Annotated in this window: 13 protein-coding genes and 1 pseudogene; 10 read left to right on the top strand and 4 right to left on the bottom strand. The window is 70.0% G+C overall.

The window, feature by feature from the left end; translation table 11 throughout:
• Nucleotides 1-40 precede the first annotated feature (40 nt).
• The 3 genes and pseudogenes from ACFJIT_RS11145 (at nt 41) to ACFJIT_RS11135 (ending at nt 4,134) form a co-directional block, all read left to right on the top strand.
• A complete protein-coding gene (locus ACFJIT_RS11145; protein WP_379653648.1) occupies nt 41-1,969 on the top strand; it encodes a DEAD/DEAH box helicase in 1,929 nt (642 codons plus the stop codon).
• 258 nt (nt 1,970-2,227) lie between these two features.
• Nucleotides 2,228-2,971, top strand: coding sequence for a pseudouridine synthase (locus ACFJIT_RS11140; RefSeq protein ID WP_379653647.1), 744 nt, complete (start codon nt 2,228-2,230; stop codon nt 2,969-2,971).
• 90 nt (nt 2,972-3,061) lie between these two features.
• Nucleotides 3,062-4,134 (top strand): annotated as a pseudogene (locus tag ACFJIT_RS11135) (GGDEF domain-containing protein).
• A 10-nt stretch (nt 4,135-4,144) separates the two neighbouring features.
• On the opposite strand, the gene ACFJIT_RS11130 reads toward ACFJIT_RS11135, so the two are convergent.
• Together ACFJIT_RS11130 and ACFJIT_RS11125 are read right to left on the bottom strand one after the other, a co-directional pair.
• A complete protein-coding gene (locus ACFJIT_RS11130; RefSeq protein ID WP_379653646.1) occupies nt 4,145-5,089 on the bottom strand; it encodes a DMT family transporter in 945 nt (314 codons plus the stop codon).
• A gap of 41 nt (nt 5,090-5,130) precedes the next feature.
• The gene (locus ACFJIT_RS11125) at nt 5,131-5,979 is read right to left on the bottom strand and encodes a DUF72 domain-containing protein (protein ID WP_379653645.1); all 849 of its coding nucleotides are present in this window, start codon (nt 5,977-5,979) and stop codon (nt 5,131-5,133) included.
• 150 nt (nt 5,980-6,129) lie between these two features.
• Here ACFJIT_RS11125 and ACFJIT_RS11120 point away from each other — a divergent pair, with 150 nt between their 5' ends.
• From ACFJIT_RS11120 to ACFJIT_RS11095, 6 genes are all read left to right on the top strand, one after another.
• Nucleotides 6,130-7,167 (top strand): lipid A deacylase LpxR family protein, encoded by a 1,038-nt coding sequence (locus tag ACFJIT_RS11120; RefSeq protein ID WP_379653644.1) that lies wholly within the window; start codon nt 6,130-6,132, stop codon nt 7,165-7,167.
• 23 nt (nt 7,168-7,190) lie between these two features.
• Nucleotides 7,191-7,670, top strand: coding sequence for a ribonuclease E activity regulator RraA (gene rraA, locus ACFJIT_RS11115; RefSeq protein WP_130519837.1), 480 nt, complete (start codon nt 7,191-7,193; stop codon nt 7,668-7,670).
• A 104-nt stretch (nt 7,671-7,774) separates the two neighbouring features.
• On the top strand, nt 7,775-9,625 hold the full coding sequence (locus ACFJIT_RS11110) for an ABC transporter ATP-binding protein (protein WP_379655764.1): 1,851 nt from the start codon (nt 7,775-7,777) through the stop codon (nt 9,623-9,625).
• A 184-nt stretch (nt 9,626-9,809) separates the two neighbouring features.
• The gene (locus ACFJIT_RS11105; RefSeq protein ID WP_379653643.1) at nt 9,810-11,090 is read left to right on the top strand and encodes an HD-GYP domain-containing protein; all 1,281 of its coding nucleotides are present in this window, start codon (nt 9,810-9,812) and stop codon (nt 11,088-11,090) included.
• Nucleotides 11,091-11,143: 53 nt separating this feature from the next.
• The gene (locus tag ACFJIT_RS11100) at nt 11,144-12,364 is read left to right on the top strand and encodes a bifunctional diguanylate cyclase/phosphodiesterase (RefSeq protein WP_130519839.1); all 1,221 of its coding nucleotides are present in this window, start codon (nt 11,144-11,146) and stop codon (nt 12,362-12,364) included.
• 69 nt (nt 12,365-12,433) lie between these two features.
• The gene (locus ACFJIT_RS11095; protein WP_130533697.1) at nt 12,434-12,781 is read left to right on the top strand and encodes a GFA family protein; all 348 of its coding nucleotides are present in this window, start codon (nt 12,434-12,436) and stop codon (nt 12,779-12,781) included.
• An 8-nt stretch (nt 12,782-12,789) separates the two neighbouring features.
• Here the strand turns inward: ACFJIT_RS11095 and ACFJIT_RS11090 are convergent, their stop codons facing one another.
• Nucleotides 12,790-13,725, bottom strand: coding sequence for a LysR substrate-binding domain-containing protein (locus ACFJIT_RS11090; protein ID WP_379653642.1), 936 nt, complete (start codon nt 13,723-13,725; stop codon nt 12,790-12,792).
• Nucleotides 13,726-13,803: 78 nt separating this feature from the next.
• Nucleotides 13,804-13,926 carry a hypothetical protein gene (locus ACFJIT_RS11085; RefSeq protein ID WP_379653641.1) on the bottom strand — a complete coding sequence of 41 codons (123 nt, stop codon included), beginning with the start codon at nt 13,924-13,926 and terminating at the stop codon, nt 13,804-13,806.
• Between ACFJIT_RS11085 and ACFJIT_RS11080 the strand changes: the two genes are divergently transcribed.
• Entirely contained in the window at nt 13,925-14,836 is a 912-nt protein-coding gene (locus tag ACFJIT_RS11080) for a DMT family transporter (protein WP_379653640.1), read from the top strand. The genes ACFJIT_RS11085 and ACFJIT_RS11080 overlap by 2 nt on opposite strands.
• The last annotated feature ends 31 nt before the right edge of the window (nt 14,837-14,867 follow it).

The following is a 14,867-nucleotide window of genomic DNA, read 5'->3' as shown; positions in this document are numbered from 1 at the left end:
ACAATAGGCGGCCGTTACGCGTCTTCAAGCGAGCTGCATCATGTCTTCCGAAACTGCCGCACCCGCGGTGCCGTTCTCCGCCCTTGGCCTGTCCGCGCCGGTCCAGGCCGCCCTGGTCGCCGTCGGCTACGAGTCGCCTTCGCCCATCCAGGCCGCCACCATCCCGGCGATGCTGGCCGGGCGCGATGTGCTGGGCACCGCGCAGACCGGCACCGGCAAGACCGCGGCGTTCGCCCTGCCGGTGCTGTCCAACCTGGACCTGTCGGCCGGCAAGCCGCAGGTGCTGGTGCTGGCGCCCACGCGCGAGCTGGCCATCCAGGTGGCCGAGGCGTTCCAGAAGTACGCGGCCAAGATCCCCGGCTTCCACGTCCTGCCCATCTACGGCGGGCAGAGCTACTACCCGCAGCTGCAGGCGCTCAAGCGCGGCGTGCACGTGGTGGTCGGCACGCCGGGCCGGGTGATCGATCACCTGGAGCGCGGCTCGCTGGATCTGTCCGGCCTGACCACGCTGGTGCTGGACGAGGCCGACGAGATGTTGCGCATGGGCTTCATCGACGACGTCGAGACCGTGCTGCAGAAGACGCCGCCCACTCGCCAGGTGGCGCTGTTCTCGGCGACCATGCCGGCGCAGATCCGCCGCATCGCCCAGACCTATCTCAACGATCCGGCCGAAGTCACCATCGCGTCCAAGACCACGACGTCGGCCAACATCAGCCAGCGTTACTGGTTCGTCTCGGGCCTGCACAAGCTCGACGCGCTGACCCGCATCCTGGAGGCCGAGACCTTCGATGCCATGATCATCTTCGCCCGCACCAAGGCCGGCACCGAGGAGCTGGCCGAGAAGCTGCAGGCCCGCGGTCTGGCCGCCGCGGCGATCAACGGCGACATGCAGCAGGCGCAGCGCGAGAAGACCATCGCCCAACTCAAGGACGGCAAGCTGGACATCCTGGTGGCCACCGACGTGGCCGCGCGCGGGCTGGACGTGGAGCGCATCAGCCACGTGCTGAACTACGACATCCCCTACGACACCGAGAGCTACGTCCACCGCATCGGCCGCACCGGCCGCGCCGGGCGCAGCGGCGAGGCGATCCTGTTCGTGACCCCGCGCGAGAAGTCGATGCTGCGCGCGATCGAGCGCGCCACGCGCCAGCCGATCACCGAGATGCAGCTGCCCACGGTCGAGGCGGTCAACGACCGCCGCGTGGCGCGGTTCCTGGCGCGCATCACCGACACGCTGGCCACCGGCGAGGCGGGCGAGTACCGCGCGCTGATCGAGACCTACGAGCGCGAGCACAACGTGCCGGCGGTGGACATCGCCGCGGCGCTGGCGCGGCTGCTGCAGGGCGACACGCCGCTGCTGCTGTCGGCCGCAGACCGCGCGCCGCGCGGCGAGCGTCCCGAGCGCGCCGCGCGTCCGGAGCGCAGCGAGCGCTACGAGCGTGCGCCGCGCCCCGAGCGCGCCGAACGCGGCGAGCGTCCGCCGCGTTTCGAGCCGGGCGAGCGGAGCGAACGCGCGCGCCCGGAGCGCCCGGCGCCTGCGTCCTTCGACGAGGCCCCGGCCGAACGGCCGCGGCGCGCGCCGGCCGGCGAGGCCGAGGTCGGCATGGAGCGCTACCGCATCGAGGTCGGCCACGCCCATGGCGTCAAGCCGGCCAACATCGTCGGCGCCATCGCCAACGAGGCCGGGCTGGAGAGCCGCTACATCGGCCGCATCGACATCCAGGACGATTACTCGATCCTGGATCTGCCCGAGGGCATGCCGCGCGAGACCCTGACCCATCTGAAGAAGGTCTGGGTGTCGGGCCAGCAGCTGAAGATCCACAAGGTCGGCGAGGACGCTGGCGATGAGGCCCCGCGCGGCTTCCGCCCGGCCTCGGCCCGCCCCGGCGCGGGCAAGCCGCGCCCGGGCGGCAAGCCCGGCTTCAAGCCGGCGGCCAAGCCGCACCGCAAGGGCCCGCCGAAGGACTGAGCTTCGCCCCCTCCCTTGCGCGCAGCGCAGGGGAGCTCGAAATCGCGGCTAGCGATTGAGGGGAGAGGGAGCTTTTCGCCATTCGCGCGATGTTTGGAAGGCAACCGCAACAGCAACAGCGACCCCTCCCCAACCCTCCCCTGCGCTGCGCGCAAGGGAGGGGGCGGATCATGCGGTCTGACGCGATGCTGCCAACGCCAATCCTCAATCCCCAATCCCCAATCCCGAATCCCGAATCCCGAATCCCCAACCGCCTCCATGAACGACACCTCCCCCCCCACCCCCACCCGCCTCAACAAGCACATCGCCGAAACCGGCTTCTGCTCGCGGCGTGAGGCCGATCGGCTGATCGGGGAGCGGCGGGTGACGGTCAACGGGCATCCGGCCGGTGCGGGCGCGGTGGTGGGGCCGGAGGACGTGGTCCTGGTCGATGGCCAGCCCCTGCGCGCGCGGACGGTGTCCAAGTCGAGCGGGCGGCGCCACGTCTATATCGCGCTGAACAAGCCGGTCGGCATCACCTGCACCACCGAGGCCAGCGTCAAGGGCAACATCGTCGACTTCGTCGGCCACGAGCAGCGCATCTTCCCGATCGGGCGGCTGGACAAGGACTCCGAAGGGCTGATCCTGATGACCAGCAACGGCGACATCGTCAACCAGATCCTGCGCGCCGAGAATCGCCACGAGAAGGAGTACCTGGTCGAGGTCAACAAGCCGGTGACCGAGGAGTTCCTGCGCGCCATGGCCAAGGGCGTGCGCATCCACGACCAGACGACGCTGCCGTGCCGCACCGGGCGCATCGCCAAGTTCGGCTTCCGCATCGTGCTCACCCAGGGGCTGAACCGGCAGATCAGGCTGATGGCCGCGGCCTTCGGCTATCGCGTCACCCAGCTGCGCCGGGTGCGGATCGACAACGTCAAGCTGGGCCCGCTCAAGCCGGGCCGCTGGCGCAATCTCACCGATGCCGAGCTGCGCGGCCTGCTGCCCGATCTGACGCAGTGGTGAGCCCGCCTCACTGAGTCTGCCCTGTGACAGGCTGCGTGGTTTTAGCTTCCTCGATTGGTCCGACGAACGGTCACTGGCTAAGTTCGCCGCATGCCAAGTCCCCCGCATCCGCACGACGAAGCCCGGCGCCAGGCCGTCCTGGCGCGCTATCACATCCTGGACAGCGAGAACGAACAGGCCTACGACGATCTGGTCACCATCGCCGCGCGCATCTGCGATGCGCCGATCGCGGCGATCAGCCTGATCGATGAGGATCGCCAGTGGTTCAAGTCGCGCAAGGGCGTGGAAGCGCAGCAGACCGGGCGCGACGTCTCCTTCTGCGGCCACGCCATCCTGGCGCCGAGGAAACGACGGTGGTGCGCGATGCGAGCACCGATGCGCGCTTTCTCGACAACCCTCTGGTGACCGGCGCGCTGGGTGTGCGCTTCTACGCCGGCGCGCCGCTGGTGACGCCCGATGGCCAGGCGCTGGGCGCGCTGTGCGTGCTGGACAGCAAGCCGCGCACGCTCAGCCCCGGGCAGGCGGAGGCGCTGCGCGCGCTGGCGCGCCAGGTGATGTACCTGCTGGAGCTGCGGCGCATCTCCAGCGCGCTGGCCACGCAGATGGCCGAGCGCGACTGGTACGAGCAGCAGCTGCGCCAGTACCAGGACGAGCTGGAAGTCCAGAACGCCGACCTGGCCGAGCAGACCCGCACCGACCCGCTGACCGGCCTGCCCAATCGCCGCGCGTTGACCATGGCGCTGGACATGGCCCTGGAGCAGCACGCGGCCGGGCGCGGCAAGGGCGTCAGCGTCGCGGTGGTCGATGTGGACCACTTCAAGGTGATCAACGACGTGCACGGCCACGCCACGGGCGATGAAGTGCTGGTGGCGCTGGCCGACACGCTGCGCGCGCACAGCGCCGACGGCATGGCCGCGCGCTACGGCGGGGAGGAGTTCGTGATCCTGTTCCCGGACAGCACCGGCGAGCAGGCGCGTGCGCAGTGCGAGTTCCTGCGCACCGCGGCCACCTCGCTGCCGGTCGACCTGGCGGTGACGGTGAGCATCGGCGTGGCCGAATGCCGGCGCCGCGACGACACGGCCGAGGACGCGTTCCGCCGCGCCGACCAGGCGCTGTATGCAGCCAAGCGCGGCGGCCGCGACCGCGTGGTGCTGGCGCCCTAGCCGGGCGGGCTCAGTCGGCCACGCTCTTGGCTTCGGCGGTGACCAGCAGCTCGGGATGCGCGGCTGGGCTGCGCCGCGCCACCACCGGGTGGGCGAAGACCGCGACCAGGATGATCGCCACGCCGCCGTAGAACATCGGCGTGAGTTCGCGCTGCTCGCCCAGCAGCACGATGGCCAGCAGGATCGCGTAGACCGGCTCCAGGTTGGTGGCCAGCTGCATGCCGTAGGCGCTGACCTGGCGCAGGGCCACCAGCGCCAGGGCGAAGGGCAGCAGCGTGCAGACCAGCGACAGCACCACTAGCAGCGCCGCATCGTGCAGGCCGGGCAGGACCAGCAGCGCGCCGCCGAAGCCGGGCACCAGCGCCATCAGCGGCGCCAGCGCGGTCAGCAGCACGGTGCCGGCGCCCAGCTCCAGGGCGGTGACGGTCAGCGGTTCGCCACCTTCCACCATGCGCTTGTTGAGCGAGCCGAACACCGCCACCAGCAGCGCTGACAGCGCACCGACCGCGATGCCGGCGCGCATCTCGTGCGGCACGCCGCCGACCACCATCGCCACGCCGGGCAGGGTGGCGATGCCGAAGAACAGCTCGCGCGCATCGAACGGCCGGCGCGTCACCCATGGCTCGATCATCGCGGTGAACGCCGGCGCCAGCGCGATGCAGGTCGCCGCGACCGAGGCATTGGCCAGCTTGATCGCGCCGTAGAAGGTCAGCCAGTGCAGTGCCACCAGCGCGCCGATGCCGGCATAGGCCCAGCGCCGCCGCACCGGCATCGCGCGCAGGCCGCGCCAGACTGTCGGCAACAGGGCCAGGGCGAGCACCACCAGCAGCATGCGCCACCACACCAGGGGCAGCGCGGGCAGGGTGATGAGCTTGCCGAGGATGGCGGTGAATCCCCACAACAGCACGCACAGGTGCACTTGCAGGTGGGCCTTGCGGCGGACGGACATGGGCATGGCCGCAATTATCGCCGCGCCGCCTCGCCGTGGCGAAACGATTATTTGCGCAAGCGTTCCAGCAAGGCCATGGCCGCGGCGGGGTTGCGTTCCTTGGCCGCGGAAATGAAGAACACGAAGACCTCGCGCGGCTGTTTGGGCGCCGGCGTCGGGCCCACGTGCGGCAGCTCCTCGGGGTCCTCGCCGGCGCGCCAGGCGCGTGCGCGGCGCGCCCAGGCATCCAGTTCGGCCGCCGGATAGCCGGTGGCCTCGTCGCTGCGGCTGGCCATCAGGCGCGCATAGACGAAGTCGCCGGTGATATCGGCGAAGGAGGGATATTCGGTGGATTCGGAGAACACGGTACCCATGCCGTGCGCGCGGACCAGGGCCAGGAAGTCGGGCGTGATGAAGTCCGGATCGCGCACGTCCAGCACGTGCCGCAGCGTGCGCTTGCCGGCCTTCTTCGGCAGCAGGTCGAGGAAGCCTTCGAACTGCTCGGCATCGATCCTGCGCCCGGCCTCGAACTGCCACACCAGCGGCCCGAGCTTGTCGCCCAGTTCGCCGATGCCGCCGATGAAATCCTCCACCTGCGCACGCGTGCCGGTCAGCTTGCGCGACTGGGTGATGCGCTTGGGCGCCTTGGCCGAGAACATGAAGCCCTCCGGCGTGGCATCGCGCCACTTGGCGTAGGTGGCCGGCTGCTGGGTGCCGTAGTAGGTGCCGTTGATCTCGATCGCGGTGAGGCGGGCGCTGGCGTATTCCAGCTCCAGCCGCTGCACCAGTCCGGCCGGGTAGAAGTTGTCGCGCCAGGGCGCGTACACCCAGCCGCCGATGCCCACGCGGATGCCCTCCGGGGCGGCGGGCGTCTGGAACAGATCGGCGTCGGGCGGTGCGGCGCTGCGTTTGGCCATCGCGGTGCTCCGGCAAGGACGAGGGCCGGTGAGCATAGCCGGGCAGGCTGGCAAGACCGGCCATCGCGACGCTGCGTGTCATGCCTTCACACCAATTTCAGTACTGAGCCGTTCATGATTCCCTGCACTCAACTTTCACGCGGGAATCCCATGTCCAAGGCAGGCTGGCTGCTGATCGCAGCCACGGCGAGCGGCAGCGCGCAGGCGGTCACGTCGGAGCAATGTCCCACCCGCACCGACATCCCCAAGGCCGTCAGCCTCCGCGTCGACAACGACCTGTTCGGCGGCGATCACCAGGACCAGGGCTATACCAGCGGTGTGGAGCTGGGTTGGGTCTCGGCCAACCTCAAGGACTACCAGGACGATCCGTGTCTGTCGCCGATGGCGCGTCTGGTCAACCGCTACCTCGGCGCGATCAAGCCGGAGGGCTTCGATGAGCAGAACATGGTCTTCAACCTCGGCCAGGCCCTGTACACGCCCAAGGACAACACCCGCAGCGACCTGATCCCGGACGACCGACCCTATGCCGGCGTGCTGATGGCCACCTTCGGCTACAACGCGCGCAAGGGCGATGCGCTGCAGACCACGCAGATCGGCCTCGGCTGGGTCGGGCCGTCGGCGCGCGGCAAGCAGATCCAGGAGGCGGTGCACCGGGTGCTCAGCGACAAGAAATTCCGCGGCTGGGACAACCAGCTGCGCGACGAGCCGCTGTTCCTGCTGCGCCACGAGCGCATGCATCGCTTCGCCTGGGGCTCGGGGCTGTGGACCTGGGACGCGATCACCCATTACGGCGCGGCGCTGGGCAACTACCAGACCTTCGCCAACGGCGGCGCCGAGCTGCGCTTCGGCCGCCATCTGCCCGACGACTTCGGCAGCACGCCGCTGCGCCCGGCCGGCGAGAACACCGCCCCGGCCAGCCAGACCCGTCCGGGCGGCGAATGGCGCTTCCACGCCTTCCTGACCACCGACGTGCGCTGGGTGCTGCGCGACATTACCCTGGACGGCAACACCTGGAAGGACAGCCACAGCGTGGACAAGCGCAATGTGGTGGGCTACATCGGCTACGGCGTGGCGGTCATGAAGGGGCGCTGGAAGTTCGCCGTGGCGCGCTACCATTCCAGCCGCGAGTTCGACGGCCAGAGCGAGCCGCCGGTGTTCGGCAGCTTCACCATCAGCCGGGCGCTGTAGTCCCGTCCAAGCGGAGAACGCCAATGCCCCAGTGGAGTACGCCCGACCTGTGCGATGCCCATCCCGAGGTGCAGGTGGCCGAGCCGCTGTTCCGCGACTTCGGCGGCGCGCAGGCCTTCAGCGGCACGATCGTCACCCTGCGCTGCCCGGAGGACAACTCGCGCGTGCGCGAGCAGGTCGAACAGGCCGGCACCGGCAAGGTGCTGGTGATCGAGGCCGGCGGCTCGCTGCGCCACGCGATGCTGGGCGACATGCTGGCCGAGAAGGCCGTGGCCAACGGCTGGTCCGGCGTGCTGGTGCACGGCTGTGTGCGCGATGTGGAAGTGCTGGCCAACCTGCCGCTGGGCATCAAGGCGCTGGCCGCCGTGCCGATGAAGACCGAGAAGCGCGGCCTGGGCGAGGTCGATGTGCCGGTGCGCTTCGCCGGGGTGTCCTTCGTGCCCGGGCAGTGGCTGTACGCCGATGCCAACGGGGTGATCGTGGCCGAGCATGCGCTGACCTGAGACCAGGCGCAGGCGAAGCGGGTTGAGGAGCGGGCAAGGACGGCGCCGTCCTTGTCTTCGCCGCTGCTCACGCCGGACTCCTCTAGACTTCGCCTGCTCCCATGATCTTCCGCTGGTTCGAATCGCTGATCGACGTGTTCGGCCGTCCCGACGAGGCGACGCCGCCGAGCGGGCTGGTGCGTTTCTATCTGCACTATCTGCGGCCGGGCGGCTGGGTGCTGGCGGCGATGTTCGTGGTCGGTTTCGCGGTGGCGCTGGTGGAAGTGGCGCTGTTCGACTTCCTCGGCAAGCTGGTGGACCTGGCCAAGGACGAGACGGCGGCCGGCTTCTTCGACCGCCACGGCCCGCAGCTGCTGGGCATGGCGGGCGTGGCGCTGGTGCTGCGGCCGCTGCTGATGGCCCTGGGCGACCTGCTGATGCACCAGTCGGTGACGCCGGCGCTGACCGCGCGCACGCGCTGGCAGCAGCATCGGCACGTGGTGCGGCAGAGCCTGGCCTTCTTCCAGAACGACTACGCCGGACGCATCGCCAACCGGATCATGCAGACCGGCGCCTCGCTGCGCGAGTCGGCCACCCAGCTGATCGATGCGCTGTGGTACGTGGCGGTGTATACCGGCAGCGCGCTGGTGCTGTTCGCCCAGTCGGACTGGCGGCTGATGCTGCCGCTGATCGCCTGGCTGCTGGCCTACGTGGCGGCGCTGGCGTATTTCGTGCCGCGGGTGAAGGAGCGCTCCTGGCGCGCGTCGGAGTCCAAGTCCAGGCTGATGGGCCGGGTGGTGGACGGCTATACCAACATCGCCACGCTCAAGCTGTTCCCGCATCCGCGGCGCGAAGACGACTATGTCGCCGAGGCGGTGCGCGAGAACCTGGGCAGCGTGCAGCGCATGACCCGCATGACCACCGCGATGGACGTGGTCATCGCCGTGCTCAACGGCCTGATGATCGTGGGCACCGCCGGCCTGGGCCTGTGGCTGTGGCAGCGCGGGGCGATCACCGTCGGCGCCATCGCCCTTTCCACGGGGCTGGTGATCCGCATCGAGAACATGTCCGGCTGGATCATGTGGGTGGTCAACGGCCTGTTCGAGGACATCGGCACGGTCCAGGACGGCATGGAGACCATCGCCCGGCCGCATACCGTCATCGATCGTCCCGGCGCGCCGCCGCTGCGGGTCACGGCCGGGCAGGTGCGCTTCGAGGGCATCCACTTCCACTACGGCCAGCGCGGCGGGGTGATCGCCGGGTTGAATTTGACCGTGGCCGCCGGCGAGCGGATCGGCCTGGTCGGTCCGTCCGGCGCCGGCAAGTCGACCTTGGTCAACGTGCTGCTGCGGCTCTACGACCTGGAAGCCGGGCGCATCCTGATCGATGGCCAGGACATCGCCGGCGTCACCCAGGCCAGCCTGCGCGGGCAGATCGGCGTGGTCACCCAGGACACCTCGCTGTTGCATCGCTCGATCCTCGATAACCTGCGTTACGGCCGTCCCGAGGCGACGCCCGAGCAGGTCGCGGCGGCCATCGCCCAGGCGCGTGCCGATGGCTTCATCAATACGCTGGTGGATGGTGAGGGGCGCACCGGACTGGATGCCCACGTGGGCGAACGCGGGGTCAAGCTCTCCGGCGGCCAGCGCCAGCGCATCGCCATCGCCCGGGTGCTGCTGAAGGATGCGCCGATCCTGCTGCTGGACGAGGCCACCTCGGCGCTGGATTCGGAGGTCGAGGCGGCCATCCAGGACAGCCTGGACGTGCTGATGCGCGGCAAGACCGTCATCGCCATTGCGCATCGGCTGTCTACGATCGCCCGGATGGACCGGCTGGTGGTGATGGATGCGGGGCGGATCGTGGAGACGGGGACCCACGCCGAGCTGCTGGCCGAGGGGGGGCTCTATGCGCGTTTGTGGCAGCGGCAGACGGGGGGATTCGTGGCCGCCGACCCGCTCGTCGGGGACACGCGCTAGTCGCTAAAGAAAGCCGTTGTCCTGCCGTTACGCTGCTCAGTCCGTCTTTCCTTGAAAGCCGGCTGGGGTCTAGGGATGATGCGTGCAAGGGATGGGGAGCATGTTCGCTGATGCGACTGCGAGAACGGCAGGGACTGCGATGGCTGCGACGGCTGCAAGTACTGCGAGGGGCGGGCATCAACGGATGTGGATCGAGGAACGCGAGCTGCAGGTGGGCGAGCTGCGCCCGGGGATGTACGTCAGCCGGCTCGACCGCGACTGGCTGGGCACGCCGTACATGCTGGAAGGATTCCTGATCGAAAACCCGGCCGATATCGCCGAGCTGGCCAAGTACTGCGCCAAGGTCACCGTCGATGTGATCAAGAGCGAGAGCTTCGTGCGCGCCGCCCTGCGCAAGCCGGCGGCTGCGCCCATGGTCGTGGGCGACCCGGAGCCGGAGCCGGCGCCGGCGAAACGGCGCAAGCCCTACGTGATCCCCGAACTGGCCACGCTGACCGCCAATCCGCGCCCGATCCTGTCGCGCGTCCAGGACGAGGTGCCGCGTGCCAGCCAGGCGCTGGAATCGGTGGACCGTGCCGCCGGCGGCATCATCGCCGAGCTGCGCAACGGCGGCCGGCTGGACGTTGAGGCGGTGGAGGAGGCGGTGACGCCGGTGGTGGACAGCATCGTGCGCAATCCCGATGCGTTCTTCTGGCTGGAGGCCCTGCGTCAGCACGACGGCTACACCTACAGCCACGCGGTGAACTGCTGCGGCTTCATGGCCGCCTTCGGCCGGCATCTGGGATTCCCTGATGAGGCCCTGCACGACCTGGCCACCGCCGGGCTGCTGCTGGACATCGGCAAGACCGCCTTGCCCGAGTCGCTGCTGGAACACGATGGCGCCCTGTCTGCCGAAGAGCTGGAGCTGCTGCGCAGCCACCTCGGCCACAGCCTGCGCCTGTACGACGCCTCAGGTGCCTCCAACAGCGTCGTGCGCGAGATGATCCTGACCCACCACGAGCGCGAGGACGGCTCGGGCTATCCCGCCGGCTTGACCGGCTCGCAGATCCCGCTGTTCGGGCGGATCGCGGCGATCGTCGACTCGTTCGACGCCATGACCAGCCCGCGGCCTTACCGCGAGCCGCTGTCGCGCTACGAGGCCATGCAGGCGCTCTACCGCCAGCGCGGCGCGTCCTATCAGCCCGACCTGGTCGAGCAGTTCGTGCAGTGCCTGGGCGTGTATCCGACCGGCAGCCTGGTGGAACTGTCCACCGGCGAGGTCGCCATCGTGGTCGAGCAGAACCCGGTGCGCCGGCTGTTCCCGCAGGTCATGCTGCTGACCGATGCCGACAAGCAGCGGCGCGAGGCCTTCGAGCCGCTGGACCTGCGCGACACCTGGGGCGCGCACGACAACCGCCAGATCAGCATCCGCAAGGGGCTCAAGCCCGGCAGTTACGGGCTCGATCCCAAGGAACTGTATCTGTGAGATGTGCACAGGCCAGCATGACGCTGCGCCAGGCAAGGCGCTAGGACGGCCAGATGCTCAATCGCGAAATCCTGTTCGACACCATCGCGCGCCTCGTCCCCGAGCCGGCCGCGGGCGGCGCGCTGCTGGTGGTGCGCATGCAGCGGCTGCGCGAGTACGAGGCGGTGTTCGGCTACGGCGCCAGCGATGCGCTCATCGCCGCCTTCACTGCGCGCCTGGGCGACTGCCTGCGCGAGGTCGATGCGCTGGTGCGCATCGGCGAGTGCGATTTCGCCGTGCTGCTGCCCGGCGTGCGCGACCAGAACCTGGCCATGCTGGCCGCGGGCAAGATCGCGCGCGCCTTCCGCTATCCGCTGGAAGCCGGCGGCCGCCCCTCCCGGGTGACCGTGGCCGTGGGTGTGGCCATGGCCGTCAACGCAGCCGACGCCGAGCAGCTGTGCCGGCACGCCGACGTGGCCTGCGCGAGCGCCGCCCAGCGGCCTGAGCATCACGCGCTGTATGCGGGGCAGATGCCGGCCAGCGTGGGCTACGAAGACCTGCACCGCGCGATCCATCACAACGCGCTGCAGGTCCACCTGCAGCCCATCTTCGCCCTGGACAGCGGTGCCCTGCGCGGCTTCGAATCGCTGGCGCGCTGGCACGACCCCGTGCTGGGTCCGGTGCGGCCGGACCTGTTCGTCGTCGCCGCCGAGCAGACCGGCCTGATCGACGGCCTGACCCGCTGGAGCATCAACGCCACGCTGCGCCACTGCGCGCCGGTGTTCGCCGAGCATCCGGACCTGCAGTGCGGCTTGAACGTGTCGCCGATCGCGCTGACCGCCGGTGGCTTCGTCGAACAGATGGCCTCGGCCCTGCGCATCTGGAACGTCAACCCCGCCCAGGTGATGCTGGAAGTCACAGAGACCGCCTTCGTCGACAATCCGCAGCAGATCGGCCAGGCGCTCACGCGTCTGCGCGAGATGGGCCTGCGCATCGCGGTGGACGATTTCGGCGTGGGCTACTCCTCGCTGTCCTACTTCCGCCACTTCCATGTGGACGAGCTGAAGATCGACATGAGCTTCGTGCGCGACGTCATCGACAGCCGGCGCATGTGCCGCCTGGTCGAATCGATCGTCAACATGGGCCACAGCATGGAAGCGGTGGTGGTGGCCGAAGGCATCGAGAGCTCGGCGGTCTGGAGCCGCCTGCGCGAGATCGGTTGCGACCTGGGCCAGGGCTACTACCCGGGCCGCCCGGCGCCGGCGGAAGAGGCCCTGGCCCAGTTCGTCGACTGAAGGCGCCACCGGCCCGCACGCGCCGGGCGATGTCCTAGACTGGCGCTTCCAACGCGCGGAGCGCTCGCCATGCACCATGCCGGAAGTTGCCACTGCGGCGCCATCGACTTCACCGTGACCGGTGAGGTACGCGAGGTGATCGACTGCAACTGCTCGCTGTGCCGGCGCCGCGGCGGCCTACTCTGGTTCGCGCCGCGCGCGGCGTTTTCGCTGCGCAGCGATCCAGGCGCGGTCCAGACCTACACCTTTCACTCGCACACGTTGCGCCACCACTTCTGCGCGACCTGCGGGATCGCGCCCTACAGCGAAGGCACCGGGCCGGACGGCGCGGCGATGGTCGCGATCAACGTGCGCTGCCTGCCGCAGCTGGATCTGGCCTCGCTGACTATCCTTCCTTACGACGGCGCCGGCCGCTGACGTGGCGCTCAGCCCGGTGCGCGGCCGAGCAACTCGTCGGGCACCGCCGGCATCGGCGTGCGCGTGTCCTTGGCCTGTTCCTTGAGCCAGTCCATGAACAGCCGCGCGGCCGGCGACAGCGGGCGATGCGTAGCGTGCACGGCGTAATAGGCGAAGCGCGCGCGGATGGCCGGGCCGGGCAGACGCACCAGCTCATAGCGCTGCAGATAGGGCAGGGCGATGTGCTTGCGCGCCAGCGCCGCGCCCAGGCCGTAGACCGCCGCGCGCATCACGTCGGTGCTGTCGCTGAACACATGCGCGATCGGCAGCTGCGCGCCATGCACGCCGACTTCGCGGAACCACTCGCGCCAGCCCTGCAGGCCCAGGTCGGCCAGTAGCGGCAGCCGGGCGATCTGGGCCGGCGTGGTCACCTCGCCGATGCCTTGCAGCGCAGGGGAGGCGACCGGGAACAGCTCATCGTCCATCAGATGATGGGCGGTGATGCCCGGCCAGTCGCCGCTGCCATAGCGGATGCCGACCTCCGGGCCGTTGTCGTCGAAGCGCGCCATCGCCGGGCTGGAGTCCAGTTCCACCCGCACCCGCGGATAGGCGGCGCAGAAGCGCGGCAGGCGCGGCAGCAGCCAGCAGTAGGCCAGCGAGTGCAGCGTGGTCACCTTCAGCGGCACCACCTCGGACTGCGGATGCAGCGCGCCGGCGACTGCGGCCACGTCGGCCAGCGCAGCGGTGGCGGCATCGGCCAGCTGGCGGCCTTCCGGAGTGAGCTTGACCCCGCGCGCGTGACGCTGGAACAGGCTCACGCCCAGCAGCGCCTCGAGCTTGCGCACGTGGTGGCTGACCGCGCTGGCGGTCAGGTGCAGCTCCTCGGCGGCGTGGGCCAGGTTCTGGTGGCGGGCGGCCGCGGCGAACACGCCGAGGGAGGGCAACAGGGTCGGGCGCAAGTGCATGGCGAGGCACAAATCAGATTTGTGGCAGGCGCCGATACTACGCGCTTGTAGGGCCAGGCCGCGCGCTGGACCATGCAATCACGCTGCGATGTCCGGAACCGGCCAGCGCGCCGCCGCCGCCTCGCGCAGGCTGGCGGCGCCTGCCGACGGCGCGCTGCCGTCCGCACCTTCCCTCACGATTTCCATGTGGAACCGCGCCATGTCCCATGCCTCGCCTTCGGCCGCCTGCCCGCCCACCGACACCGCCCGCGACTGGCGCACGCCCATCGAGCTGGCCGTGCTGGGCGTGATCTGGGGCAGCTCCTTCCTCTTCATGCGCGTGGCCGCGCCGCATTTCGGCGCCTATGCCCTGGTCGAGCTGCGTCTGTGCCTGGGCGCGCTGGTGCTGCTGCCGTTCCTGTGGCGCGACCGGGCGCAATTTCCGGCCAAGCGCTGGCCGGTGCTGGCCGGCATCGGCGTGCTGAACTCGGCCTTGCCCTTCCTGCTGTTCGCCTGGGGCGCGCAGCACGCGCCGGCGGCGATCGGCGCCATCACCAATGCGATGACGGTGCTGTTCACCGCGCTGATCGCCTTCCTGTTCTTCGGCGAGAAGATCGGCGCGCGCCGCGCCATCGCCCTGCTGGTCGGCTTCATCGGCGTGCTGGTGCTGGCCACCGGCAAGGCCGGCGGCCTGAGCGTGGGTCCGGCGGCGCTGGCCGGCGCGACCGCGTCGCTGCTGTACGGCATCGGCTACAACCTGGTGAAGCGGCACATGGCCGATCTGCCGCCGGCCAGCTCGGCGGCGGCGACGCTGGGTTGCGCGGCCCTGCTGCTCTCGCCGCTGGCGGTGACCCACTGGCCCACCGCGCCGGTGCCCGGCGTGGCCTGGGCCTGCGCCGGCGCGCTGGGCATCGTGTGCACCGGCCTGGCCTACCGCGTGTACTACCGCCTGATCCAGCGCATCGGGCCGGCCCGCGCGGCCACGGTGACCTATCTGATTCCGGTGTTCGGCGCGCTGCTGGCCTGGGCCATCCTGGGCGAACCGCTGACTTGGACGATGCTGCTGGCGGCGGTGCTGATCCTGGGCAGCGTCGCGGTCAGCCAGCGCGCCACGGCCAGGCGCCCGCGCTGACAGCCCCTCGGACCTGACCTTTAGGAGCAAG

The organism is Pseudoxanthomonas sp. UC19_8 (assembly GCF_042700505.1).
GTDB classification, from domain to species: domain Bacteria; phylum Pseudomonadota; class Gammaproteobacteria; order Xanthomonadales; family Xanthomonadaceae; genus Pseudoxanthomonas_A; species Pseudoxanthomonas_A winnipegensis.
This window is presented reverse-complemented; position numbering and strand designations above follow the sequence as displayed.

Coding starts and splice junctions, on each gene's coding strand:
- ACFJIT_RS11145 (WP_379653648.1), top strand. CDS start 41: ATGTCTTCCGAAACTGCCGCACCCGCGGTGCCGTTCTCCGCCCTTGGC.
- ACFJIT_RS11140 (WP_379653647.1), top strand. CDS start 2,228: ATGAACGACACCTCCCCCCCCACCCCCACCCGCCTCAACAAGCACATC.
- ACFJIT_RS11130 (WP_379653646.1), bottom strand. CDS start 5,089: ATGCCCATGTCCGTCCGCCGCAAGGCCCACCTGCAAGTGCACCTGTGC.
- ACFJIT_RS11125 (WP_379653645.1), bottom strand. CDS start 5,979: ATGGCCAAACGCAGCGCCGCACCGCCCGACGCCGATCTGTTCCAGACG.
- ACFJIT_RS11120 (WP_379653644.1), top strand. CDS start 6,130: ATGTCCAAGGCAGGCTGGCTGCTGATCGCAGCCACGGCGAGCGGCAGC.
- rraA (WP_130519837.1), top strand. CDS start 7,191: ATGCCCCAGTGGAGTACGCCCGACCTGTGCGATGCCCATCCCGAGGTG.
- ACFJIT_RS11105 (WP_379653643.1), top strand. CDS start 9,810: ATGTGGATCGAGGAACGCGAGCTGCAGGTGGGCGAGCTGCGCCCGGGG.
- ACFJIT_RS11100 (WP_130519839.1), top strand. CDS start 11,144: ATGCTCAATCGCGAAATCCTGTTCGACACCATCGCGCGCCTCGTCCCC.
- ACFJIT_RS11095 (WP_130533697.1), top strand. CDS start 12,434: ATGCACCATGCCGGAAGTTGCCACTGCGGCGCCATCGACTTCACCGTG.
- ACFJIT_RS11090 (WP_379653642.1), bottom strand. CDS start 13,725: ATGCACTTGCGCCCGACCCTGTTGCCCTCCCTCGGCGTGTTCGCCGCG.
- ACFJIT_RS11080 (WP_379653640.1), top strand. CDS start 13,925: ATGTCCCATGCCTCGCCTTCGGCCGCCTGCCCGCCCACCGACACCGCC.
- ACFJIT_RS11085 (WP_379653641.1), bottom strand. CDS start 13,926: ATGGCGCGGTTCCACATGGAAATCGTGAGGGAAGGTGCGGACGGCAGC.